The organism is Streptomyces venezuelae, from assembly GCF_008642275.1.
In the GTDB taxonomy this organism is placed as follows: domain Bacteria; phylum Actinomycetota; class Actinomycetes; order Streptomycetales; family Streptomycetaceae; genus Streptomyces; species Streptomyces venezuelae_E.
In genome coordinates this window covers 1031056-1056118 of record NZ_CP029189.1, presented here as the reverse complement: position 1 = coordinate 1056118, position 25063 = coordinate 1031056, and the positions used below count along the sequence as shown (strand labels likewise).

The 25063-nt window shown below is 72.8% G+C and carries 8 protein-coding genes; 4 read left to right on the top strand and 4 right to left on the bottom strand.

Annotated elements, in window-relative coordinates; translation table 11 throughout:
- Positions 1-57 precede the first annotated feature (57 nt).
- Positions 58-16905 carry a type I polyketide synthase gene (locus tag DEJ51_RS04600; protein ID WP_150256418.1) on the top strand — a complete coding sequence of 5616 codons (16848 nt, stop codon included), beginning with the start codon at positions 58-60 and terminating at the stop codon, positions 16903-16905.
- An 81-nt stretch (positions 16906-16986) separates the two neighbouring features.
- Here the strand turns inward: DEJ51_RS04600 and DEJ51_RS04595 are convergent, their stop codons facing one another.
- The 3 genes from DEJ51_RS04595 to DEJ51_RS04585 all read right to left on the bottom strand — a co-directional run bounded on the left by DEJ51_RS04595 (position 16987) and on the right by DEJ51_RS04585 (position 19934).
- Positions 16987-17982, bottom strand: coding sequence for an ACP S-malonyltransferase (locus DEJ51_RS04595; protein ID WP_150256416.1), 996 nt, complete (start codon positions 17980-17982; stop codon positions 16987-16989).
- 120 nt (positions 17983-18102) lie between these two features.
- The gene (locus DEJ51_RS04590; RefSeq protein ID WP_223835663.1) at positions 18103-18957 is read right to left on the bottom strand and encodes an ABC transporter permease; all 855 of its coding nucleotides are present in this window, start codon (positions 18955-18957) and stop codon (positions 18103-18105) included.
- Positions 18954-19934 (bottom strand): ABC transporter ATP-binding protein, encoded by a 981-nt coding sequence (locus DEJ51_RS04585; RefSeq protein WP_150256414.1) that lies wholly within the window; start codon positions 19932-19934, stop codon positions 18954-18956. Before DEJ51_RS04585 ends, DEJ51_RS04590 begins: the two co-directional genes overlap by 4 nt.
- A 250-nt stretch (positions 19935-20184) precedes the next feature.
- Between DEJ51_RS04585 and DEJ51_RS04580 the strand changes: the two genes are divergently transcribed.
- The 3 genes from DEJ51_RS04580 (at position 20185) to DEJ51_RS04570 (ending at position 23147) form a co-directional block, all read left to right on the top strand.
- A complete protein-coding gene (locus DEJ51_RS04580; RefSeq protein ID WP_150256412.1) occupies positions 20185-20703 on the top strand; it encodes a hypothetical protein in 519 nt (172 codons plus the stop codon).
- A gap of 80 nt (positions 20704-20783) precedes the next feature.
- On the top strand, positions 20784-21428 hold the full coding sequence (locus DEJ51_RS04575; RefSeq protein WP_223835662.1) for a thioesterase II family protein: 645 nt from the start codon (positions 20784-20786) through the stop codon (positions 21426-21428).
- 306 nt (positions 21429-21734) lie between these two features.
- On the top strand, positions 21735-23147 hold the full coding sequence (locus DEJ51_RS04570; protein ID WP_150256409.1) for a class I adenylate-forming enzyme family protein: 1413 nt from the start codon (positions 21735-21737) through the stop codon (positions 23145-23147).
- Positions 23148-23256: 109 nt separating this feature from the next.
- Here DEJ51_RS04570 and DEJ51_RS04565 read toward each other — a convergent pair whose 3' ends face one another.
- Entirely contained in the window at positions 23257-24930 is a 1674-nt protein-coding gene (locus DEJ51_RS04565) for a flavin monoamine oxidase family protein (protein ID WP_150256408.1), read from the bottom strand.
- Positions 24931-25063: the final 133 nt, after the last annotated feature.

Below are 25063 nucleotides of genomic sequence, written 5' to 3'. Positions count from 1 at the left end.
CCGCCCCGCCCCTTCCCACCACTCTGACTGTCCGGCTTCTGCACGAGGGATGCACGCATGAACGAGGAAAAGCTCCGGTACTTCCTGAAGCGGGTGACGGCCGATCTCCACGAGACGCGCCGCCGCCTCCAGGAAGTCGAGTCGGAGGAGCAGGAGCCGATCGCGATCATCGGGATGAGCTGCCGCTACCCGGGGGACGTCGAGTCCCCCGAGGACCTGTGGCGGCTGGTCTCCGGCGAGACCGACGCCGTCTCGCCCTTCCCGACGGACCGGGGCTGGGACACCGGGCGCCTCTTCGACGAGGACCCCGACGGGCGGGGCACGAGCTACGTGCAGGAGGGCGGCTTCCTGCACTCCGCCAACCGGTTCGAGCCCGAGTTCTTCGGGATCTCGCCCCGTGAGGCGCTGGCGATGGACCCGCAGCAGCGGCTCCTGCTGGAAACCTCGTGGGAGGCCTTCGAGCGGGCGGGCATCGACCCGACCTCGATGCGCGGCAGCCGGACCGGCGTCTTCACGGGCGTCATGTACCACGACTACGCGTCCCGGCTGCGGGCCGTACCTCCGGAAGTGGAGGGCTACCTCGGCACCGGAGCGTCCAGCAGCATCGCCTCCGGCCGCGTCTCGTACACCTTCGGCCTGGAGGGCCCGGCGCTCACCGTCGACACCGCCTGCTCCTCCTCCCTCGTCACCCTGCACCTCGCCATGCAGGCCCTGCGCAAGGGCGAGTGCTCGCTCGCCCTCGCCGGCGGCGTGACGGTCATGCCGACCCCCGGCACCTTCACCGAGTTCAGCCGCCAGCGCGGCCTGTCCTTCGACGGGCGCTGCAAGTCGTTCGCGGACGCCGCGGACGGCACCGGCTGGGGCGAGGGCGCGGGCATGCTCCTCGTGGAGCGGCTCTCCGACGCCCGCCGCAACGGCCACCGGGTGCTGGCCGTGGTCCGCGGGTCGGCCGTCAACCAGGACGGTGCGAGCAACGGCCTCACCGCCCCCAACGGGCCCTCCCAGCAGCGCGTCATCCGTCAGGCCCTGGCCGACGCCCGGCTCACCGCCGCCGACGTCGACGTCGTCGAGGCCCACGGCACCGGCACCACGCTGGGCGACCCGATCGAAGCGCAGGCGCTGCTGGCCACGTACGGCCGGGAGCACACGGAGGACCGGCCGCTCTGGCTCGGCTCCGTCAAGTCGAACATCGGGCACACGCAGGCCGCCGCCGGTGTCGCGGGCATCATCAAGATGGTGATGGCGATCCGGCACGGGCGGATCCCGAAGACCCTGCACGTGGACCAGCCGTCGACCAAGGTCGACTGGTCCGCGGGCGCGGTGTCGCTGCTGCGCGAGACGGTGGACTGGCCGGAGACCGGCCGCCCGCGCCGCGCAGCCGTGTCCTCCTTCGGCATCAGCGGCACCAACGCTCACACCATCATCGAGCAGGCCCCGGCCACCGAGCCGGCGGAGCCCGCCGAGGGCGCCGCACCCGTCGAGTCCGACGGGGCCGAGACCAAGACCGAGACCGAGGCCGAGCCCGGCGAGACCGCCGCTCCGCGCCGCGTCGTCGTACCCCCCGTCCTGGCCTGGCCCGTCTCGGCCCGTACGGAGGAGGCCCTGCAGGCCCAGGCGGAGCGCCTGCTCATGCACCTGCGGGCCCACCCCGACCAGCGTTCCGAGGACATCAGCCACACCCTGGCTACCGGCCGCGCCGCCCTCGAACACCGCGCCGTCGTCCTGGCCGGCGACCGCGGCGAGGCCCTGGCCGACCTCGCAGCACTGGCGTCCGGCGACACCGCCTCGATGCGGATCGTCCGGGGCGAGGGCGTGGCCGGGACCCGGGGCAAGCTGGCCTTCCTGTTCACCGGTCAGGGCAGTCAGCGGCTGGGGATGGGGCGTGAGCTGTACGACGCCTTCCCGGTGTTCGCGGAGGCGCTGGACGCGGTGTGTGCGGGGATGAGCCTCGAACTTCCTCTGCGGGATGTCCTGTTCGGGGCTGATGCGGCTGTTCTGGACCGTACGGAGTATGCGCAGCCCGCGCTGTTCGCGGTCGAGGTGGCGCTGTTCCGGCTATTGGAGTCGTGGGGCGTCAGGCCGGACTTCCTCGCCGGCCACTCGATCGGCGAGATAGCTGCCGCGCACGTTGCCGGCGTGTTCTCGCTGGAGGACGCCTGCACGCTGGTCGTGGCTCGGGGCCGGTTGATGCAGGCGTTGCCGTCGGGTGGTGTGATGATCGCGGTGCAGGCTTCGGAGGACGAGGTCCTGCCGCTGCTGACCGAGCGCGTGAGCATCGCCGCCGTCAACGGGCCTCAGTCGGTCGTGATCGCGGGTGACGAGGATGCGGCGCTGGCTGTGGTGGCGTCGTTCGCCGACCGGAAGACCAAGCGGCTGACGGTCAGTCACGCGTTCCACTCGCCGCACATGGACGGCATGCTGGACGACTTCCGTGAGGTCGTGGCGGGGCTGTCGTTCGCGGCTCCGGGCATCCCGGTCGTCTCCCACCTGACCGGTGCACTCGTCTCCGACGAGATGGGTTCGGCCGACTTCTGGGTGCGGCACGTCCGCGAGGGCGTGCGGTTCCTGGACGGTGTCCGGGTGCTTGAGGCCGCGGGCGTGACGACGTATCTCGAACTCGGGCCCGACGGTGTCCTGTCGGCCCTCGCCCAGGACTGCGTCTCCGGCGAGGGCGCCGCCTTCGCCCCCGCCCTCCGAAAGGGCCGGGCCGAGGCCGCGGCCGTCACCGCCGCCGTCGCCCTCGCACACGTCCGCGGCATCGCCGTCGACTGGCACGCCTACCACTCCGGTACCGGAGCCGAGAGCGTCGACCTGCCGACTTACGCCTTCCAGCGCGAGCACTACTGGCTCGACACCGGCACCCTCGGCGCCGACGTCACCACCGTCGGCCTCAGGTCCGCCGACCACCCGCTGCTCGGCGCCTCGGTGACCCTGGCCGACGCCGACGGCCTCCTCCTCACCGGTCGCCTCTCGGTCGCCACCCACCCCTGGCTCGCCGACCACACGGTCATGGGAACCGTCCTCCTGCCCGGCACGGCGTTCGTCGAGCTGGCGCTCCGGGCCGGTGAGCAGCTCGGCTGCGACCTCGTAGACGACCTGACGCTCGCCGCGCCGCTGATTCTCCCCGAGGACGGTGGCATCGAACTCCAGATCACCGTCGCGGCACCCGACGCCTCGGGCCGCCGCTCCGTGGTCTTCCACTCCCGCGACGACCGCGCGGCGGCCGACGAGCCCTGGGTGCGGAACGCGACCGCGGTCCTGTCCGAGGAGGAGACCGAGCCGCGCGCCTTCGACCTGACGCAGTGGCCGCCCGCGGGCGCCGACGCCGTGCAGGTGGACGGTCTGTACGACGCGCTCGCAGACTCCGGCTTCGGCTACGGCCCGGTGTTCCAAGGCCTGCGGGCCGCGTGGCGCCGAGGTGAGGAGGTCTTCGCCGAAGTCGCTCTCGACGGTGAGTCCGCCCCGGAGGCTGCCTACTTCACGCTGCACCCGGCCCTGCTGGACGCCGCGCTGCACGCCATCAACCTCGGATCGCTGGTGGAGGACACCGGTCAGGGACGGGTGCCGTTCTCCTGGTCCGGCGTGTCCGTCCGCTCCACGGGTGCGGACGCCCTGCGCGTACGGCTCTCCCGGGCCGGGCGGGACGCGGTACGGCTGGAGATGGCCGACGCCGACGGCGCGCCGGTCGCCTCGGTGGACGGCCTGGCCCTCCGTGCCTTCTCGCCCGACCAGCTCGGGCAGGGCACGGGTGCCCACGACTCCCTGTTCCGGGTGGAGTGGACGGCGGTGTCCGGGGCCGGGTCGTTCGACGACTGGCTGCTGCTGGGTGAGGGTGCGCAGGTGTTCGCGGACCTGGCCGGGCTGGGTGTTGCGGTCGCCGAGGGTGGTGTGATTCCGGCGGCGCTGGTGGTGCCGTGCACGGGGCTGCCTGAGGGTGATGTGGCGGCTGCGGTGCACGAGGAGACCGCTCGCGCGCTGGGGTTGTTGAAGGGGTGGTTGGCGGATGAGCGGTTCGCTGATTCCCGTCTGGTGTTCGTGACGCGTGGTGCGGTGGATGCCGTACCCGGTGAGGGCGTCGCGGACCTGGTGCATGCCGCGGTGCGGGGTCTGGTGCGTTCGGCGCAGTCGGAGAATCCGGGCCGGATCGTCCTGGTCGACGTCGGCGCGGATGGTGACCTGCACGAGGGTGTGTCGGCCGCGCTGGCTTCGGGCGAGCCCGAGGTGGCGGTGCGCGGGGGAGCCCTGCTGGTGCCGCGTCTGGCCCGGGCAGCCGCGCCTGTGGGTGAGCCCGTTCCGTGGGGTGCCGAGGGCACGGTGCTGGTGACGGGTGCGAGTGGTTCGCTGGGCGGGCTCTTTGCCCGGCACCTGGTCGCGGAGCGTGGTGTGCGCCGTCTGCTGCTGGTGAGCCGGCGGGGTGAAGTTCCGGCTCTGTCTGCCGAGTTGGCGGAGTTGGGTGCCGAGGTGGTCTGGGCGGCGTGCGACGTGGCCGACCGTGAGGCTCTGGTCGCTGTCCTGGCCGGGGTTCCGGCGGAGCACCCGCTGACCGCGGTCGTCCATACGGCTGGTGTGCTCGATGACGGTGTGGTGGGCTCGCTGACGGCCGAGCGGTTGTCGGCGGTGTTGCGTCCGAAGGTGGACGCGGCCTGGAACCTGCACGAGCTGACCGAGGGCCTCGATCTGTCGGCGTTCGTGCTGTTCTCCTCCGCTGCCGGTGTCTTCGGCGGCGCGGGTCAGGCCAACTATGCTGCGGGCAACGTCTTCCTGGACGCGCTGGCGGCTCACCGCCGGGCCCGGGGTCTGGCTGCGACCTCCCTGGCCTGGGGTCTGTGGGCTGAGGTCGGCGGCATGGGGGACGCGTTGGAGGCCGAGGAGGTCTCCCGGCTCGGCCGTGGAGGCGTCAACGCGCTGACGGCCGCCGAGGGCGTGGCACTGTTCGACGCCGCGACGGCCGGCGAACAGCCGCTGCTGGTACCGGTCAAGCTGGACCTGGCCGCCCTGCGCACCCAGGCAGGCACCGGCATGATCCCGCCGCTGCTCACCGGCCTCGTCCGTGCGCCTGCCCGCCGGGCGCGTAGCGGCGCCGCGGCGGGCGGTGCTTTCGCGCGTCAGATCGCCGCGCTGGCCGAGGGCGAGCGGGCCGGGGCCGTGCTGGATCTCGTACGGGGTCAGGTCGCGGCGGTGCTCGGCTTCGCCGGTGCCGAAGCAGTGGATCCGGCGCGGTCGTTCAGCGAGGTCGGCTTCGACTCCCTGACCGCGGTCGAACTGCGCAACCGGCTTGGCGCCGCCACCGGTGTCCGCCTGCCCGCGACCCTCGTCTTCGACTACCCGAACCCGGCCGTCCTGGCGGAGTACCTGCTCGCCGAGCTGCTCGACAGCCGTGCCGCTTCGGAATCCAACGCTCCCGTGGCAGCCGTCGCCCACGACGACGAACCGATCGCGATCGTCGCCATGGCCTGCCGTTTCCCCGGTGGTGTCCGCTCGCCCGAGGACCTGTGGGGCCTCGTGCGGGACGGCCGTGACGCCATCTCCGGCATGCCGGAGGACCGTGGCTGGGACATCCAGGGCCTCTTCGACCCGGATCCCGACCGCGAGGGCACCAGCTACAGCACAGCGGGCGGCTTCCTGTACGACGCCCACCACTTCGACCCGGCCTTCTTCGGTATCTCGCCCCGCGAGGCCCTCGCGACCGACCCCCAGCAGCGTCTCCTCCTGGAGACCACCTGGGAGGCCTTCGAGCGGGCGGGCATCGACCCCGCGACCATGCGGGGCAGCCGGACCGGCGTCTTCGCGGGCGTCATGTACAACGACTACGGCACGCTCCTCCACCGCTCTTCCGAGGGCCTGGAGGGGTACATGGGCACCTCCAGCTCCGGCAGCGTCGCCTCGGGCCGAGTGTCCTACACCTTCGGTCTGGAGGGCCCGGCGGTCACCGTCGACACGGCCTGCTCGTCGTCGCTCGTGACCCTGCACCTGGCCGCCCAGGCGCTCCGCAACGGCGAGTGCGACCTCGCCCTCGCGGGCGGTGTGACCGTCATGGCCACCCCGGGGACGTTCATCGCCTTCAGCCGTCAGCGCGGTCTCGCGACCGACGGCCGCTGCAAGCCCTTCGCGGCCGCCGCGGACGGCACGGCGTGGGGTGAGGGCGTCGGCATGCTGCTCGTCGAGCGTCTCTCCGACGCCCGCCGCAACGGTCACCCCGTCCTCGCGGTGGTCCGCGGCTCGGCCGTCAACCAGGACGGTGCCTCCAACGGTCTGACCGCCCCGAACGGTCCCTCGCAGCAGCGCGTCATCCGCCAGGCCCTCGCCAACGCCGGCCTGTCGGCGGCCGAGGTGGACGTGGTCGAAGCCCACGGCACCGGCACGACGCTGGGCGACCCCATCGAAGCCCAGGCCCTGCTCGCCACGTACGGCCGGGAGCACAGCGAGGACCGGCCCCTGCTGCTCGGCTCGATCAAGTCGAACATGGGTCACACGCAGGCTGCCGCCGGCGTCGCGGGCATCATCAAGATGGTCGAGTCGATCCGCCACGGCGTGCTGCCCAAGACCCTGCACGTCGACGAGCCGACCCCGCACGTCGACTGGTCCGAGGGCGCCGTCTCCCTCCTGACGGACTCGGTCGCATGGCCGGAGACCGGCCGCCCGCGCCGCGCAGCGGTGTCGTCCTTCGGGATCAGCGGTACCAACGCGCACACCATCATCGAGCAGGCCCCGGAGGACGACACCGAGCCGGTCACGGCCGGGGGCGCCGACCTGCCCGTCCTGCCGTACGTCCTCTCGGCGAAGTCGGCGGAGGCCCTGAGCGGCCAGGCCGCCGGTCTGCTGGCCCGCCTGGAGGACGGGGCCGACCTGAAGGCCGCTGACGTGGCCTACTCGCTTGCGACGCGGCGTGCGGTTTTCGACCACCGTGCGGTGGTCGTGGCCGGTGACCGGGAGGAGCTGCTGCGCGGTCTGGCCGCCGTCGCGGACGGCGACCCGGCGGCCGGCGGGGTCACGAGCGGCGTGGTGGGTGCGGCCGGGGCCGGGAAGCTGGCCTTCCTGTTCACCGGCCAGGGCAGCCAGCGCCTCGGGATGGGGCGTGAGCTGTACGACGCGTTCCCGGTGTTCGCGCAGGCTCTGGACGCCGTCTGCGCGGCGATGGACCTCGAAGTTCCCCTGAAGGACGTGCTGTTCGGCGACGACGTGGCCGTCCTGGACCGTACGGAGTACGCGCAGCCCGCGCTGTTCGCCGTCGAGGTGGCCCTGTACCGGCTCGTCGAGAGCTGGGGGATCCGGCCCGACTTCCTCGCCGGTCACTCCATCGGTGAGATCACCGTCGCGTACGTCGCCGGAGTCCTGTCCCTGGAGGACGCCTGCCTGCTGGTGGCCGCTCGTGGCCGTCTGATGCAGGCGCTGCCGACCGCCGGTGTGATGATCGCGGTCCAGGCGTCGGAGGACGAGGTCCTGCCGCACCTGAACGACCGGGTCGGCATCGCCGCCGTCAACGGCCCGCAGTCGGTGGTCATCGCCGGTGACGAGGACGCCGCGCTCGCCGTGGTGGAGTCGCTCGGCGACCGCAAGACCAAGCACCTGACGGTCAGTCACGCGTTCCATTCGCCGCACATGGACGGGATGCTCGACGCCTTCCGCAAGGTCGCCGAGGGCATCAGCTATGCCGCGCCGCGCATCCCCGTCGTGTCGAACCTGACCGGCGCCCCCGTCACCGACGAGATGGGTACCGCGGACTTCTGGGTCCGGCACGTCCGCGAAGCCGTCCGCTTCCTGGACGGCGTCCGGGCCCTGGAGGCCGCGGGCGTGACCACGTACCTCGAACTCGGCCCCGACGGCGTCCTGTCCGCCCTCGCCCAGGACTGCGCCGCCGCCCCCGAGGACGCCGCATTCGCCGCCGCCCTCCGCAAGGGCCGACCCGAGGCGGAGACCCTCACCACGGTGCTCGCCCGGGCCCACGCACACGGCGCCCGCGTCGACTGGGAGGCCTACTTCGCCGGGACCGGCGCCCGCGCCGTCGACCTGCCGACGTACGCCTTCCAGCGCGAGCGGTTCTGGATCGACCTGCCCGTCGGCCCCTTCACCGACGCCTCTGGCGTGGGCCTGCGGTCCGCCGACCATCCGCTGCTGGGCGCCTGCCTGACCCTGGCCGACGCCGACGGTCTGCTCCTGACCGGCCGGCTGTCCCTGGCCACGCACCCGTGGCTGGCCGACCACCGCGTCATGGGCTCGGCACTGCTCCCCGGCACGGCGTTCGTCGAGCTGGCGCTGCGGGCCGGTGAGCAGGTCGCCTGCGACCTCGTCGACGACCTCACGCTCGAAGCCCCTCTCGTGCTGCCCGAGGAGGGCGGCGTAGAGCTCCAGATCACGGTCGCGGCCCCCGACGCCTCGGGCCGCCGCTCCGTGGCCTTCCACTCCCGCGACGACCGCGCCGAGGACGACGAGCCCTGGGTGCGGAACGCGACCGCAGTACTGACCGAGGGCGGGGTCGCCCCCTCCCTCCACCTCACGGAGTGGCCGCCCGCGGGCGCCGACGCGGTGCAGGTGGAAGGCCTGTACGACGTGCTCGCGGACTCCGGCTTCGGATACGGCCCGGTGTTCCAGGGCCTGCGGGCCGCGTGGCGCCGCGGTGAGGAGGTCTTCGCCGAGGTGGCCCTCGATGCCGAAGCCGCCCAGGAAGCCCAGCAGTTCACCCTCCACCCGGCCCTGCTGGACTCCGTGCTGCACGCCATCGGCCTCGGCTCGCTGGTGGAGGACACCGGTCAGGGACGGCTTCCGTTCTCCTGGTCCGGCGTGTCCGTCCACTCGGTGGGTGCGGACGCCCTGCGCGTACGGCTCTCCCGGGCCGGCCGCGACGCCGTACGGCTGGAGATGGCCGACGCCGACGGCGAGCCGGTCGCCTCCGTCGACAGCTTGGCCCTGCGTGCCTTCTCGCCCGAGCAGTTCGGCCGGGCGGCCGGAGGGGGAGACTCCCTGTTCCGGGTGGAGTGGACGGCCGTGGCCTCGGCCGGGACCTCCGACGACTGGGCGATGGCGGACGGCGTCCTGCCGGTCGCCGAGGGTGGTGTGATTCCGGCGGCGCTGGTGGTGTCGTGCACGGGGCTGCCCGGGGGTGATGTGGCGGCTGCGGTGCACGAGTCGACCGCTCGCGCGCTGGGGTTGCTGAGGGAGTGGTTGGCGGACGAGCGGTTCGCTGGTTCCCGTCTGGTGTTCGTGACGCGTGGTGCGGTGGATGCCGTGCCGGGTGAGGGCGTTGCGGACCTGGTGCATGCTGCGGTGCGGGGTCTGGTGCGTTCGGCGCAGTCGGAGAATCCGGGCCGGATCGTCCTGGTCGACGTCGACGCGGATGGTGACCTGCGCGAGGGTGTGTCGGCCGCGCTGGCTTCGGGCGAGCCCGAGGTGGCGGTGCGCGGGGGAGCCCTGCTGGTGCCGCGTCTGGCCCGGGCAGCCGCGCCTGTGGGTGAGCCTGTTCCGTGGAGTGCCGGGGGCACGGTGCTGGTGACGGGTGCGAGTGGTTCGCTGGGCGGGCTCTTTGCCCGGCACCTGGTCGCGGAGCGGGGTGTGCGCCGTCTGCTGCTGGTGAGCCGGCGGGGCGAGGCGGCCGAGGGTGCTGCCGACCTGTCGGCAGAGCTGGCGGGGCTGGGTGCCGAGGTGGTCTGGGCGGCCTGCGACGTGGCCGACCGGGCGTCCCTGGCTGGGGTGTTGGCCGGAATTCCGGAGACGCACCCGTTGACGGCCGTCGTCCATACGGCTGGTGTGCTCGATGACGGCGTGGTCGGCTCGCTGACGGCCGAGCGGTTGTCTGCGGTGTTGCGTCCGAAGGTGGACGCGGCCTGGAACCTGCACGAGCTGACTCGTGAGATGGACCTGTCGGCGTTCGTGCTGTTCTCCTCCGCTGCCGGTGTCTTCGGCGGCGCAGGTCAGGCCAACTACGCTGCGGGCAACGTCTTCCTGGACGCGCTGGCGGCCCACCGCCGGGCCGAGGGTCTGGCTGCGACCTCCCTGGCCTGGGGTCTGTGGGCCGAGGTCGGCGGCATGGGCGGCACGTTGGAGGCCGAGGAGGTCTCCCGCCTCGGCCGTGGCGGTGTCGAGGCGCTGACGGCCGCCGAGGGTGTGGCACTGTTCGACGCCGCGATGGCCGGCGAACAGCCGCTGCTGGTACCGGTGAAGCTGGACCTGGCCGCCCTGCGTGCCCAGGCGGGCACCGGCATGATCCCGCCGCTGCTCACCGGCCTCGTCCGTGCGCCTGCCCGCCGGGCGCGTAGTGGCGCCGTGACGGGCGGTGCCTTCGCGCGTCAGATCGCCTCGCTGGCCGAGGGCGAGCGGGCCGGGGCCGTGCTGGATCTCGTACGGGGTCAGGTCGCGGCGGTGCTCGGCTTCGCCGGTGCCGAAGCGGTGGATCCGGCGCGGTCGTTCAGCGAGGTCGGCTTCGACTCCCTGACCGCGGTCGAACTGCGCAACCGGCTTGGCGCCGCCACCGGTGTCCGCCTGCCCGCGACCCTCGTCTTCGACTACCCGAACCCGGCCGTCCTGGCGGAGTACCTGCTCGCCGAGCTGCTCGACAGCCAGGAGACGGCGGCCGAAACCACCGTCGCCGCCACGGCCCACGACGACGAGCCCATCGCGATCGTCGCCATGGCCTGCCGTTTCCCCGGCGGTGTCCGCTCGCCCGAGGACCTGTGGGGCCTCGTCCACGAGGGCCGGGACGCCATCTCGGCCATGCCCGACGACCGTGGCTGGGACATCGAGAACCTCACCGACCCCGACCGCCCGGGCAGCAGCTACGCCACCACCGGTGGCTTCCTGCACGACGCCCACCACTTCGACCCGACCTTCTTCGGGATCTCGCCCCGCGAGGCCCTCGCCACCGACCCCCAGCAGCGTCTCCTCCTGGAGACCACCTGGGAGGCCTTCGAGCGGGCGGGCATCGACCCCGCGACCATGCGGGGCAGCCGCACCGGCGTCTTCGCGGGCGTCATGTACAACGACTACGGAACCCTCCTCCACCAGGCCCCCGAAGGCCTGGAGGGGTACATGGGCACGGCCAGCTCCGGCAGTGTCGTCTCGGGCCGCGTCTCGTACACCTTCGGCCTCGAAGGCCCGGCCGTCACGGTCGACACGGCCTGCTCCTCCTCGCTGGTCACCCTGCACCTCGCCGTACAGGCCCTGCGCAACGGCGAGTGCGACCTCGCGCTCGCGGGCGGTGTGACCGTGATGGCCACCCCGGGGACGTTCATCGCCTTCAGCGTGCAGCGGGGGCTGGCGACCGACGGCCGCTGCAAGCCCTTCGCGGCCGCCGCGGACGGTACGGCGTGGGGCGAGGGCGTCGGCATGCTGCTCGTCGAGCGCCTGTCGGACGCCCGCCGCAACGGCCACCCCGTCCTCGCGGTGGTCCGCGGCTCGGCCGTCAACCAGGACGGTGCCTCCAACGGTCTGACCGCCCCGAACGGTCCCTCGCAGCAGCGCGTCATCCGTCAGGCCCTGGCCAACGCCGGTCTGTCGGCGGCCGAGGTGGACGTGGTCGAGGCGCACGGCACCGGTACGACCCTGGGCGACCCCATCGAAGCCCAGGCCCTGCTGGCCACGTACGGCCAGGAGCACACGGCCGAGCAGCCCCTCTGGCTCGGCTCGATCAAGTCCAATGTCGGCCACACGCAGGCCGCCGCCGGTGTGGCGGGCATCATCAAGATGGTCGAGTCGATCCGCCACGGCGTGCTGCCCAAGACCCTGCACGTCGACGAGCCCACCCCGCACGTCGACTGGTCCGAGGGCGCCGTCTCCCTCCTCGAATCGGCCGTCTCCTGGCCCGAGACCGGCCGTCCCCGCCGCGCCGCGGTGTCTTCCTTCGGTATCGGTGGTACCAACGCGCACACCATCATCGAGCAGGCCCCGGAGGACGACACCGAGCCGGTCACGGCCGGGGGCGCCGACCTGCCGGTCCTGCCGTACGTCCTGTCGGCGAAGTCGGCGGACGCGCTGCGCGACCAGGCGGCCGGGCTACGTGCCCGCCTGGAGGAGGCGCCCGAGACGGCCGACGCCGACGTCGCCTACTCGCTCGTCACCACACGTGCCGCCTTCGACCACCGCGCGGTGGTCGTGGCGGGGGACCGTGAGGAGCTGCTGCGCGGTCTCACTGCCGTGGAGAGCGAGGCGGCCGCTGCCGGCCTGGTCCGGGGGTCCGTGGGCACCGGGAAGACGGTGTTCGTGTTCCCGGGTCAGGGCTCGCAGTGGGTGGGCATGGCTGCGGAACTGCTGGACTCCTCGCCGGTGTTCGCGGCTCGTATCGAAGAGTGTGCGAAGGCGCTGGAGCCCTTCACCGACTGGTCGTTGGTCGAGGTCCTGCGCGGTGTGGAGGGTGCTCCTTCCCTGGACCGGGTGGATGTGGTGCAGCCGGCGTTGTTCGCGGTGATGGTGTCGCTCGCGGAGGTGTGGCGTTCGGTTGGTGTCCGTCCGGGTGCGGTGATCGGTCACTCGCAGGGCGAGATCGCGGCAGCGTGTGTGGCGGGCATTCTCTCCCTCGACGATGCGGCCCGTGTGGTGGCGTTGCGCAGTCAGGCGATCGGTCGGGTGCTGGCGGGGCTGGGTGGCATGGTGTCCGTGCCGCTGCCGGCTGCCGAGGTCCGGGAACGCATCGCGCCTTGGGGTGAGGCACGGATTTCTGTTGCCGCGGTCAACGGTCCTTCCTCGGTGGTCGTCTCGGGTGAGGTTCAGGCGCTGGAGGAGCTGCTCGCTTCCTGTGAGGCGGACGGCATCCGGGCGAGGCGGATCGCGGTGGACTACGCGTCGCATTCCGCGCAGGTGGACCTGCTGCGGGAGGAGCTGTCCGAGCTGTTGGCTTCGGTCGGCCCGCGCGAGGCGGAGGTGCCGTTCTTGTCGACGGTGACGGGGGAGTGGGTCAAGGGGCCGGAGCTGGATGCCGGGTACTGGTTCCGCAACCTGCGCCAGACCGTCGAACTGGAGCAGGCCACCCGCACTCTCCTGGACCGGGGCTTCGGTGTTTTCGTCGAGTCGAGCCCGCACCCGGTGCTGACCGTCGGTATGCAGGAGACCGTGGAGGGCAGCGGTCGCGAGGCGGCCGTCCTCGGGTCGCTGCGCCGCAACGAGGGTGGCCTGGAGCGGTTCTGGCTGTCGGTCGGTGAGGCGTATGTCCGTGGTGTTGCTGTGGACTGGGAGGCGGTGTTCGCGGGGACGGGGGCCCGTCGGGTCGACCTGCCCACCTACGCCTTCCAGCGCGACCGCTACTGGATCGACGTACCCGTGTCCCGGGTCGGCGACGTCGCCTCCGCCGGGCTCGGTGCCGCCGAGCACCCGCTGCTCGGGGCCGCCGTCGAGCTGCCCGACTCGGACGGGTTCCTGTTCACCGGGCGGCTGTCCCTGCAGAGCCACCCCTGGCTGGCCGACCACCGGGCCGCGGGTGCCGTGCTGCTGCCCGGCACCGCCTTCGTCGAGCTCGCCCTGCACGCGGGCCGGCGGGTCGGTACCGCCTTCGTCGAGGAACTGAACCTGGAGGCCCCGCTGGTGCTGCCCGAGCAGGGCGCCCTCCAGCTCCGGCTCTCCGTGGCCGGGCCCGACGAAGCCGGGCGGCGCGCGATCCACGTCCACTCGCGTCCGGAGGCCCCCGCCGGGGACGCACTCGGTCTCGGGCAGGACGTGCCGTGGACGCGCCACGCCGGCGGTGTCCTCGGCGCACCCGACGCGGTGACCGCGGCTCAGGCCGCGCCAGGGCCGGAGGTCTGGCCGCCGGCCGGGGCCGAACCGGTCGACGTGTCCGACCTGTACGAACTGTTCGCGGCCGGCGGGTACACGTACGGCCCGGTCTTCCGCAACCTGCGGGCGGCCTGGCGCCTCGGCGAGGAGCTCTTCGCCGAGCTCGCCCTGTCCGAGGGCCCCGTGGCCGAAGCCGCCGACTTCGGCGTGCACCCGGCGCTGCTGGACGCGGGCCTGCACGGTCTCGCGCTCGGTTCCTTCCTCGGCGGCGACGAAGCCGGGGACGGCAGCGGCCGGATGCGGCTGCCGTTCTCCTTCACGGGGGTGGGCCTGCACGCCGTCGGCCCGGGCGCCCTGCGGGTGCGCCTCACTCCGGCGGGGTCCGGCGCGGTGTCCCTCGCGGCGTTCGACGAGAGCGGCGAGCCGGTCGTGTCGGTGGAGTCGCTGCTGCTGCGGGAGCTCGACACGTCCCGGCTGAGCGCGTCCGCGCCCGCCTTCCACGAGTCGCTGTTCCGGCTGGAGTGGCCCGCGGTCGGCGGCAACCGGGCCGCCGCCGACGGCCGGTGGGCCGTGATCGGCGCAGACCCGCTCGGCCTCGAAGACGCGCTGGCCGCCGCGGGTGCCGCCGTCGACGCGTACACCGACCTGGACGTCCTCGCGGGCGTGGTGCTCGCCGGGAAGCCGCTGCCGGACACGGTCCTGGTGTCGTACGCCGACCCGGCCGGTCCGGATGCGGGCGACACCGCGGGCGACTCCGCGAGCGACACCGCAGGCGTCGCCCGGAGCGCCGCCCACGGAGTGCTGGAGCTGGTGCAGGCCTGGCTGGCCGAGGAGCACCTCTCCGGGGCCCGCCTGGCGGTCGTCACCCGGGGCGCGGTCGAGGTACGGCCCGGCGACGGCGTCCCGGACCCCGCGCACGCGACCGTGTGGGGCCTGCTGCGCTCCGCCCAGTCGGAGAACCCCGGCCGGTTCACCGTCCTCGACCTCGACCCCGACGGCGCGGACGGCCGCGCCCTCGGCGAGCTGCTCGCGGCCGCCGCGGCGAGCGGGGAGCCCCAGCTCGCGCTCCGTGCCGGATCCCTGCACGCGGCCCGGCTGGCGCGGGTTGCCGCGGTCCACCCGCAGCCGCAGGAGACCGGCGCCGACTCCGCGGAGGGCACCCCGTCCGGGGCGCTCGTACCGGCCGGCGGGCTCGACCCGGAGGGCACCGTCCTCATCACCGGCGGCACCGGTGTCCTCGGCGGTCTCCTCGCCCGGCACCTGGTGACCGGGCACGGGGTGCGGCACCTGCTGCTGACGAGCCGTCGCGGACCCGGTGCCCCCGGCGCCGCGGAGCTGGTCGCGGACCTTGCCGCGCTGGGCGCCGAGGCGGCGGTCGTCGCCTGTGACGCCGCCGACCGGGAGGCCCTGGCGGCGCTGCTGGCGCGGATCCCGCAGGAGCACCCGCTGACCGCGGTCGTCCACACCGCGGGCCACCTCGACGACGGCCTGGTACCGTCGCTGACCCCCGAGCGGATCGACGCGGTGCTGCGGCCGAAGGTCGACGCGGCCCTGCACCTCGACGAGCTGACCCGGGAGCTGGACCTGGCGGCGTTCGTGCTGTTCTCCTCCGCGGCCGGCACGCTCGGCAGCCCCGGGCAGGCCAACTACGCGGCGGCCAACGCCTTCCTCGACGCCCTGGCCCAGCAGCGGCGTGCGGCGGGCCTGCCCGCGGTGTCGCTGGCCTGGGGCCTGTGGGAGCAGCGCAGCGAGATGACCGGCGACCTCACGGACGCCGACGTCCAGCGGATGGCGCGGGCCGGGCTGGCTCCGCTGTCCTCCGAGGCGGGCCTGGCCCTCTTCGACACGGCCTGCTCGCTGGCCGTGGCCGTCCCGGACGCGGCCGCCGTCCAGGAGCCCGGCAGCGCGGTGTTCGTCGCCATGCGGCTGGACACCGGACCGCTGAAGGCCCAGGCGGACGCGGGCGGCCTCCCGCCGCTCTTCCGGGGCCTGGTCCGCGGCGGCCTGCGCCGGGCCGCCGCAGGCGCCGCCGACGCGGCGGCGTCCGCGGCCGCGCGACGGCTCGCAGGGCTGGCCGGGCTGCCGGAGGAGGAGCAGGAGCGGCTGCTGCTGGAGGTCGTGCGCGAGCAGACCGCCGCGGTCCTCGCCTACCCCTCCGCCGACGCGGTGGGCGAGTCCCAGCCCTTCCTGGAGCTGGGCCTGGACTCGCTGACCGCGGTGGAGCTGCGCAACCAGCTGAACGCGGCGACGGGGCTGCGGCTCCCGGCCACGCTGCTGTTCGACCACCCGACGCCGCTGCTGATCGCCGCCCGGCTCCGCGCCGAGCTGGCCGGGACGCAGGGCGGTGCCGCCGGATCCGGCGGCACCGCGGCGGACGCGGAGGACACCGACGGGGTGTTCGGCGCGATGCTCCAGGAGGCCGGGGCGCAGGGCGAGTCCGGTCCGTTCATGGAACTGCTCATGCAGGCGTCGCGGTTCCGTCCGTCGTTCTCCTCGGCGGCGGAGCTGCGCAAGGCGCCGAGCCTGGTGCGGCTCGCCCGCGGCGCGGACGGTCCGGGGCTGATCTGCTTCTCGTCGATCCTGTCGATCTCCGGCCCGCACCAGTACGCCCGCTTCGCGTCCGCCTTCCGCGGGCGGCGCGACGTCCACGCGATGGCCGCCCCGGGCTTCCTGCGGGGCGAGCAGCTCCCCACGACGACGGAGGCGGTCGTCGAGGCACAGGCGGAGGCCGTCCTGCGGCACGCGGACGGCGCGCCGTTCGTCCTGCTCGGCCACTCCTCGGGCGGCATGCTCGCCCACGCGGTGGCGGGCCGGCTGGAGGACGCCGGGGTCTTCCCGGAGGCTGTAATCCTCGTCGACATCTACTCGCACGACGACGACGCCATCCTCGGCATCCAGCCGGGGCTGGCACAGGGCGTCGACGAGCGGCAGGGCAGCCACGTCCCCGTCGACGACAGCCGGCTGCTGGCGATGGGCGCCTACTTCCGTCTCTTCGGCGGCTGGAAGCCGGAGGCCGTGAAGGCACCGACGCTGCTGGTCCGGGCGCAGGAGCAGTTCTTCGACTGGACCCGTGCGGAGAACGGCGACTGGCGTTCCTACTGGGACATGGAGCACACCGCGGTGGATGTGCCCGGCAACCACTTCACGATGATGGAACAGCACGCGGGGACCACCTCGGGCGCCGTCGAGGAGTGGCTGGGCCGCCGGATCTGAGGGCGGTGACACGAAGGGGTCGGGCCCCACCCCTCCCGGGGGGGGGTGGGGCCCGACCCCTTCCGGTCGCCCGCGTGCTCCTCAGGGGGTGGCGTGCCGGGCGCGGTCCGCGCGGGAGCGCTCAAGGGCCTGCTGCCGCTCGCGCTCGCGGGTCCGCTTCCTGGGCAGGCCCACCGGGACGACATCGAAGCCGTCCTTGGTGACGTCGAGCCGGTGGAAGAGGTTGTCCGGGCCGGTGACGTACAGGGTGCCCACGCCGAGCCCCTGGAGGGACTCCACCATGGCGGGCCAGTGGATCGGCCGGTCGAAGGTGTCCAGCATCATCTCCCGCATCCCGGCGGCGTCCCGGACGACCGTGCCGTCGTGGTCGCAGACCACGGGGAGGGAGGGGTCGGCGATCTCGTAGGTGCCGAAGACCTCCTCCTCCGCCTTGCGGCGCAGCGCGGAGAAGGCCGCCGCGTGGACGGGCGGCCGCATCGAGTACATGGAATAGCCGCCGGCCGCGCTGATGGCGGTGTTCAGGGCGTCGAGTTCCTTCTCCCGTACGGAGAGCATGTGGAACCCGGCGTCGAGCCGGCCGGAGAGGTCGTACCAGGCGCCGCGGTCGTCGAACGCGGCGAGGATCTCGTCCAGGCGGTCCTGGGGGGTGCGGACGAAGCAGTGGGTGACCACGTCCTCGTAGGCGGTGGAGAAGTACTCCTCCTCGCAGCGCGCGAGTTCCGCGGTCAGGCGGACGACCTCGGAGAAGGGGAGGGAGCCCACGAAGGCGGCGGTCGCCTTCTGGCCGAAGCTGGGGCCCGCGCAGACGGTGGGGGAGACGCCGAGCACGTCCACCGCCCGGTCGGCCAGGGCCATCGAGTTCACCAGGAAAGCGATCTGGAAATCGACCGAATAATCCTCTTCGGAGTTCCGGAAACGGTCGAACACGGAATATCCGAGCACCTCGTCGGCCTCTGCCAGACGACGTCGCGCGTACGGGTCGAGCAGGAGGAAACGGCCGACCTCGGCGAAGGAGGCGGGGCCCATGCCGGGGAACACGATCGCGGTTCCGGTCCGGGCGTCGGAGGAATGGGTCATGATCGGTGAATACCTTTGCTTCCGGGATGGTGCGGGACGAGAAAGAGGCCCCGCACCCGGGCGGCGCGGATGCGCCGGTCCGGGCACGAGGCCGGAGACGGGACGTGGGGGCGTGGGGGATCAGTCCTGGGCCCTGCGGTGGAAGCCCTTGATGCTGATCGCCCCGAAGAGCAGGATCGAGGCGGCCAGCGCCGCCAGGTCCACCCACAGGGAGATCGAACGGGGGCCGCCGGGGGGCAGCAGCAGGTCGCGGATGCCCTCGGTGACGTAGGTCAGCGGGTTGAGGGCGCACAGCACCTGGAACCAGCGGATGTCCGCCAGACCGTGCCAGGGGAACTGGGTGCAGCCCGTGAACATGAGCGGGGTCAGCACCACCGCGAAGACGACACCGATGTACCGCGGCGGGGCCAGCGTGCCGATGGTCAGGCCGACCGTGCTGCCGGCCAGGGCGCCCAGCAGCAGCACACCCAGCGTGGCCGGGAACCGGTCCATGGGCCAGGTGGCGTGATCGAGGACGAGGAAACCCATCGGGATCATCAGCAGCGAGGCGACGATGCCGCGCAGCGTGCCGAAGACCAGCTTCTCGACGGCCACCAGCGTGATCGGTATCGGCGCGAGCAGCCGGTCCTCGATCTCCTTGCTGAAGGAGAAGTCGATGATCATGGGCAGTGCGGTGTTCTGCAGGCTGACCAGGAACGCGTTGAGCGCCACGACACCGGGCAGCAGCACCGACTGGAAGGCGCCGCCGGTGTAGCCGAGTTCGCCGAGGACCTTGCCGAAGACGAACAGGATGAAGAACGGCTCGACGAGGATCTGTGCGAGGAACGTGCCCAGTTCGCGGCCGGTGACGAAGAGGTCCCGCCACAGGATGAAGCAGAACGTACGGGTCACCGAGCGGACGCCGGTGGGCGCGGGACGCAGCTCCTCGGGGAAGCCGGCCGCCGGGTCGGCCGCGGTCGCGGCGGTGGCGCTCACCGCAGCTCCCGGCCGGTCAGGGAGATGAAGACGTCCTCCAGGGTCGCGGTGCCCACCTTGATGTCCTTGATGTCGCAGTGCGCCGCCGTCAGGATGGTGACGGCGGCCGGAAGCATCGCGCCGGGCGGCGCGTCGCTGTACAGACGCAGCCGCACGGGCGCGTCGGCGTCGTCCCCGGCGGCCTGGTCGGTCCTCTCCACGCGGGTGACCGCGTCGGCCTTCTCCAGCAGGCGGATCACGTCCTCCGGCCCGGAAGCGGGAGGCCGGACGGTGAGGGTCAGGGCGGTGCCGCTCAGGCTCTCCATCAGGGCCTGCGGGGTGTCCAGGGCGAGCAGCCGGCCGTGGTCGACGATGCCGACGCGGTCGCACAGCCGGGCGGCCTCGTCCATGTCGTGGGTGGTGAGCACGGTGGTCACGCCGCGTCCGCGCAGCTCGGCCACCCGCTCGTGGATGAACAGCCGGGCCTGCGGGTCGAGGCCGTTGGCCGGCTCGTCGAGGAAGAGCACGTCGGGCCGGTGCATCAGGGCCCGGGCGATCATCACGCGCTGGGCCTGGCCGCCGGAGAGCTTGTCGCCGCGGGAGTCGCCGCGGTCGGCGAGGCCGACCCACTCCAGGCACTCGTCGGCGCGCCGGTTGCGCTCGGCGCGGCCCACGCCGTGGTACCCGGCGTGGAAGGTGAGGTTCTGGCGCAGCGTGAGCGACTGGTCGAGGTTGTTGCGCTGGGGGACGACGGCGAAGGCGCGGCGGGCCTGTGCGGGGTGGGCGACGACGTCGACCCCCTGCACGAACGCGCGCCCCGCGGTGGGTGCCACCCGGGTCGTGAGGATGCCGATGGTGGTGGTCTTCCCGGCCCCGTTCGGACCGAGGAATCCGAAGACCTCGCCCCGGCGGACCGAGAAACTCAAGCCGTCCACCGCGGGCTGGTCGCGGTCCTTGTACTTCTTGACCAGTTTTTCGACCACGACAGCGGAATCCACGGATCGTTCAGATTTCATTTATGCCTGCGAGTCGATAGGGGAATCGGACACAGAAGGGTTGCGCGCCATGTCTAGCATGCGGGAACGCGCCATGGTCCGCCGGACCGATTGCTAGGGGGAAATGCAGAAACCGTTAGGGGGGCCTAGGGGTGATTGTGTGTTGTGGTCCCGGGAAGCATGGTCCTGGCATCGCCGGTAATCACCCCGGGCCGTCCCCGACCGTTCACCGCATTCTCGCGAGGAGACCCCCGTGAAAGCACTCGTCCTGACGGGGAGATCCCCCGGGGCCGACCGGTCCGTCTTCTTCCGGGTCCTGGAGCAGATCGCCGATGTGGGCATCACCGACGTCGGAATCGTCCTCGGGGGCGCGGCCGACGCGGTCCGGGAGGCAGTCGGTGACGGCACCCGTTTCGGCGTCGGCGTCACCTACCTTCCCCGGAGCCGCAGACCGGGACCGGGGGCGGCCGTGCACATGGCGCGGGACTGGCTCGGCGACGACGACTTCGTCACGTATCCCGAGGACGTCCTGGTCCCGGGCGGAATCGGCGAGCAGGTGGAGGCGTTCCGCACCCGCCGTCCGGCGGCGCAGGTCGTCCCCGGGCCGGCCGGGGTGTACTTCTTCACGGACGCCGTGCACCGTGCCGTCGACGCCGTCCAGGCCGCCGCATCCGGTGGACCGGAGATCACCGACCTGCTGCGATGGCTCGCCGACCAGGGCCTGGAGGTCGTCTCCGCCGCCCCGGCCGACCCGGCACCGATCCGTCCATGAGGGCCCTCCACCCCGGAGGTGCCCGGCCGCCTGCCCGACCACGCGTCAGAGGCACCACCCGAGGTGGAGTTCCACGGAGCATGACCCATGCCGACAGCCGGCCCTCCACGGGGGAGACCCTCCCAGACGAGGTCGGCCTGATCCAGATCCGGCAGCCCGCTCACCCGAGCAGCTACCGCCTGATCTGCTTCCCGAGCGCGCGCAACTCCCCGCTCTGCTACCTCGCGATGGCGGAACTGCTGCTGCCCACCGTGGAACTGCTCGTCGTGCAGTACCCGCCGATGCGCACCGACGACGACCTCGACCCGGCCGAGTGCGCCTTACTGGCCGACCAGGTCTACGAGGCGGTCCGCGACTGGGTCGACCGCCCCTTCGCGCTGTTCGGGCACCGCCTGGGCGCCGACCTGGCCTACGAGGTGGCCTGCAGGCTGGAGCGGGAGAACCACAGCGCGCCGCTGACCCTCTTCGTGTCCGGACGGACCGCGCCCGGCCACCGCGGCAGCCTCGGCCCGCCCGCCCTGAACTGCCGGATCGTCGCCCTGACCGCACAGCACGACCCGCGCGCCACGCTGTCGGGGGTACGGGGCTGGCGCCGGTGCACCTGCGGCTGGTTCGACCTGGAGACCTTCCCCGGCGCCCAGGGGTACCTGAAGACCTACCGCCGGGAAGTGGTCAACATCGTCCACGACCAGCTGATCTCGCTCGGCGGAGCGGACCCGGAATGACCGCCCGCCGGACCGACGGTCTCCCGGGGATCGTTGAACTGAGGGGTCCCCAGGGGTCGTTCAGGGGTACCCGGACCACCTCCCCCTGCCTAGCGTGCGTCGGTGGAGACCCGTGTCCGGACCCGACGCGCACGGCCCGGCCGGCGCCCGGCACGGCCACGATTCCCTCCCTCGTGAAGCCCACGAATCCCGTGAACCCCGCGAATCCGCGATCCACCCCGTGAACGGGCCCGGCCCGCCGCCGGCCCGGCGTACCGCACGCCGAGCGGCCGTGGCACGGCCCAGAGGAAGGACATAGTGCGACCGATGACCGCGAAGATATTGGCAGCCGACTCGGTACGGACCGTCGAAGAGTTCGAACAGGACGCCCTCCGGGTGGCCTCGGCGATCCGCGAACGCGGAGTCGGCCTCGGCGACCGGGTGATGCTCAAGGCCGGCAACTCGGCGGCCTACGTGTGCGTGCTGTACGCGCTCATGCACGTCGGCGCCTCGATCGTCCTCGTCGACCAGCAGGAGCACCCCGAGGAGACCCGGCGCATCGCCGTGCGCACCGGTGTGAAGGTCACCTTCGTCGACGACGAGACCCCGATCTACGCCGACGCCGACCCCATCCACCTCTACGAACTCATGGTCGCCGTCGCCGACCACGAACCCGCAGGCCCCGAGCTGTCCTTCGAGGACTGGGGCGATCTCTCCGACGGCCTCATCATGTGGACCTCCGGCTCCACCGGCTCCCCCAAGGGCGTCGTGAAGTCCGGGGCCTCCTTCCTGCGCAACCTCCGGCGCAACGCCGACCAGGTCGGCCACCGCGCCGACGACGTACTGATGCCGCTCCTGCCCTTCGCCCACCAGTACGGCCTGTCGATGGTCCTCATCGCCTACCTGGCCCGCTGCTCCCTGGTGATCGCCCCCTACCGGCGTCTGGACCGCGCCCTGCGCATGGGCCGCGACGCCGGGGTCACCGTCATCGACGCCACCCCCTCCAGCTACCGCAGCATCCTCGGCCTGATCACCCGCAAGCCGGCGCTGCGTTCCCACCTGCGGGACGTGCGCATGTTCTGCGTCGGCGCGGCACCCCTCGACGCGCCGCTGGTGGAGAGCTACGTCACCGAGTTCGGGCTGCCGCTCCTCGACAGCTACGGCTCCACGGAGCTCGGCAACATCTCCTTCGCCACCCTCGACAACCCGGTCGCCTGCGGCCGGGCCATGGAGGGCATCGGGCTGCGGATCGTCGACGAGGACGGCCGCGAGCTGGCCCCGGGGGAGACCGGGGAGATCCAGGTCGACACCCCCGACGCCCTGCTGGGCCAGGTGTCCGAGGACGGCGCCGTCGTCCCCGCCCATGCCACGGGCTGGCAGCCCACCGGCGACCTCGGCCACCTCGACGCGGACGGCAACCTCTACGTCCTGGGCCGCAAGTTCGCCGTTCACCGCATGGGCTACACCCTCTACCCCGAGCTGATCGAGCGGAAGGTCGCCGGTCACGGCTGCTCCACCCGGATCGTGCCGCTGCCCGACGAACTCCGCGGCTCCCAGCTGGTGTTCTTCGTCGAGGACGAGGAGCAGCGGGACGCCGCCCACTGGCGGGAGCGGCTGTGCAGCCTCCTGCCCGCCTTCGAACAGCCCAACAAGGTCGTGGTGCTGGAGCGGTTCCCGCTCAACCGCAACGGCAAGCCCGACAAGAAGGCCCTCGCCGTACTGGCCGCCGCCCAGGCCTGAGGACCTGACGGCCCCGGCCCCCGGCCCGCCCACCGCGGCCGGGGGACCGGGGCCCCGGCCCGCACACCGGAGGGCGCCCCCGCCGGCTGCGGGGGCGCCCCTTCACGGTTCAGCTCTCGTAGGGCAGTTCGACGGGTGCGAGCGCCTCGAAGAGGTCACCGGGGCCGGGGTTGTCCGGATGAGCCGATCCGCCCAGGTGGTCCACCACGCCCCAGACCGCGTTCAGCGCCGTGGTGACGGCGCCCTCGGCGAAGCCACCGGTCCAGGAGACGTCGTCGCCGCACAGAAAGAACCCGCGCTGTCCCCGGGGCAGCCCGTGCTGCATGAACTGGGTGAACAGCCGCCGCTGGTAGCGGTACTGGCCCGGAAGGTTGGCCTTGAACGCGCCCATGAAGTGCGGTTCGGTCTCCCATGTGATGGTCAGCGGCTCCCCGATCACGTGCGAGCGGATGTCCACCCCGGGATAGATCTCCGCGAGCTTGCCCAGCAGCACCTCCAGGCGCTCCTGCGGGCTCAGCGTCGCCATCTTCAGCGAGTCGTCGTTCCACGTGTACGACAGGCACAGCACGCCCGGCCGGTCCGGACCGTCGTCGAAGAGGTAGACCCCGCGCGGCATCCGGTCGGTGAGCGTCATGCTCATCACCGGCAGCCCGGTCCCGGGATCCCGGTCGTGCCAGAAGGGCCGGTCGGTCAGGACGAACACCTTCGACGAGCCCATGTAGTGGGTCCGTTCCACCGCCGTCCACACCGGCGTGCTCAGCAGCCCCGGATCGGCCTCCACCCGGTTCAGCAGAGTCCACACGTGCGGGGTGTACACCACGGCCGGGTAGTGCTGCTCCTGCCCGTCGGCGCCGGTGACCGCGAAGCCCGTCCCGGCGCGCCGCACGGCCCGCACGCCCGGCCGCGGCACCCCGCCGTGCAGCGACGCCAGCGAGGTGCCCGCCGGCCAGTGCGCGCAGTCGTCCGGCCGGTGCTCCCACAGCCCCCGCGGTATCTGCTGGGAACCCCCGAGGACGGCCCTCTGGTGCTCGTCGGCCTCGGTGTAGACCACGCGGAGGATCTCCAGCAGCGAGTTCGGGAAATCGGTGTCCCAGCCGCCGGTACCGAACCCGACCTGGCCGAAGACCTCCCGGTGCCGGAACGAGCGGAACGCCGAACTGGTGGCGAGGAAACCGTGGAAGGACTGGTCGTCGAACTCCCGGACCAGCCGGTCCCACACGTGCTTGAGGGTCTCGACGTCGCGCCGCCGGACCGCGTCGCGCATCGTGGCCAGCTCCGCCCGCTCCTGGAGCGCCTTCTCCCAGGCGGCGGCCACCTCCTGGTACAGCTCGGGCAGGTCCTGCGTCCCGCGCGCGACGTGGCGCACCCCGCCGAGGTCGATGAGCGTGCTCGGGGTGTGCTCGGACAGGGGGTTGGGGAAGGGGCTGGTGGCCAGCCCCAGCAGGTCGATGTAGTGGAACAGGGCGCGGGCCGACAGCGGAAAGCGCATCGCGCCCATCTCGGCCACGTGCTCCGGCCGTCCCGGGAACGGGACCGACCGCATGCGGCCGCCGAGCTGTTCCGCCTCGTATACGACCGGGCGCAGGCCCAGCCGCATCAGCTCGTAGGCGGCGGTCAGCCCCGCCATTCCGCCGCCGACCACGGCGACCGGGGTCCCGGCGCGCTCGGGCGGGAGGGAGCCCAGGCCCGCCGGGTGGTTCAGCCAGGCGTCGTAGGAGAACGGGAAGTCCGGCACGAGCATGCTGGTCGTGTACGAGGTGGAGTCCGGGGGTGCTGATGTCATCTGGCGTACCTCTCGGGCCGGTTCGGCAGCGCTTCCAGGGGAGGACCGGAGCGAGCCGGGCGCGGAGGCCGGGAACGCGGCATCGCGGCGGGCCCGGACGGCGGGATGACCGCACGCCGTCCGCCGTGCGCAG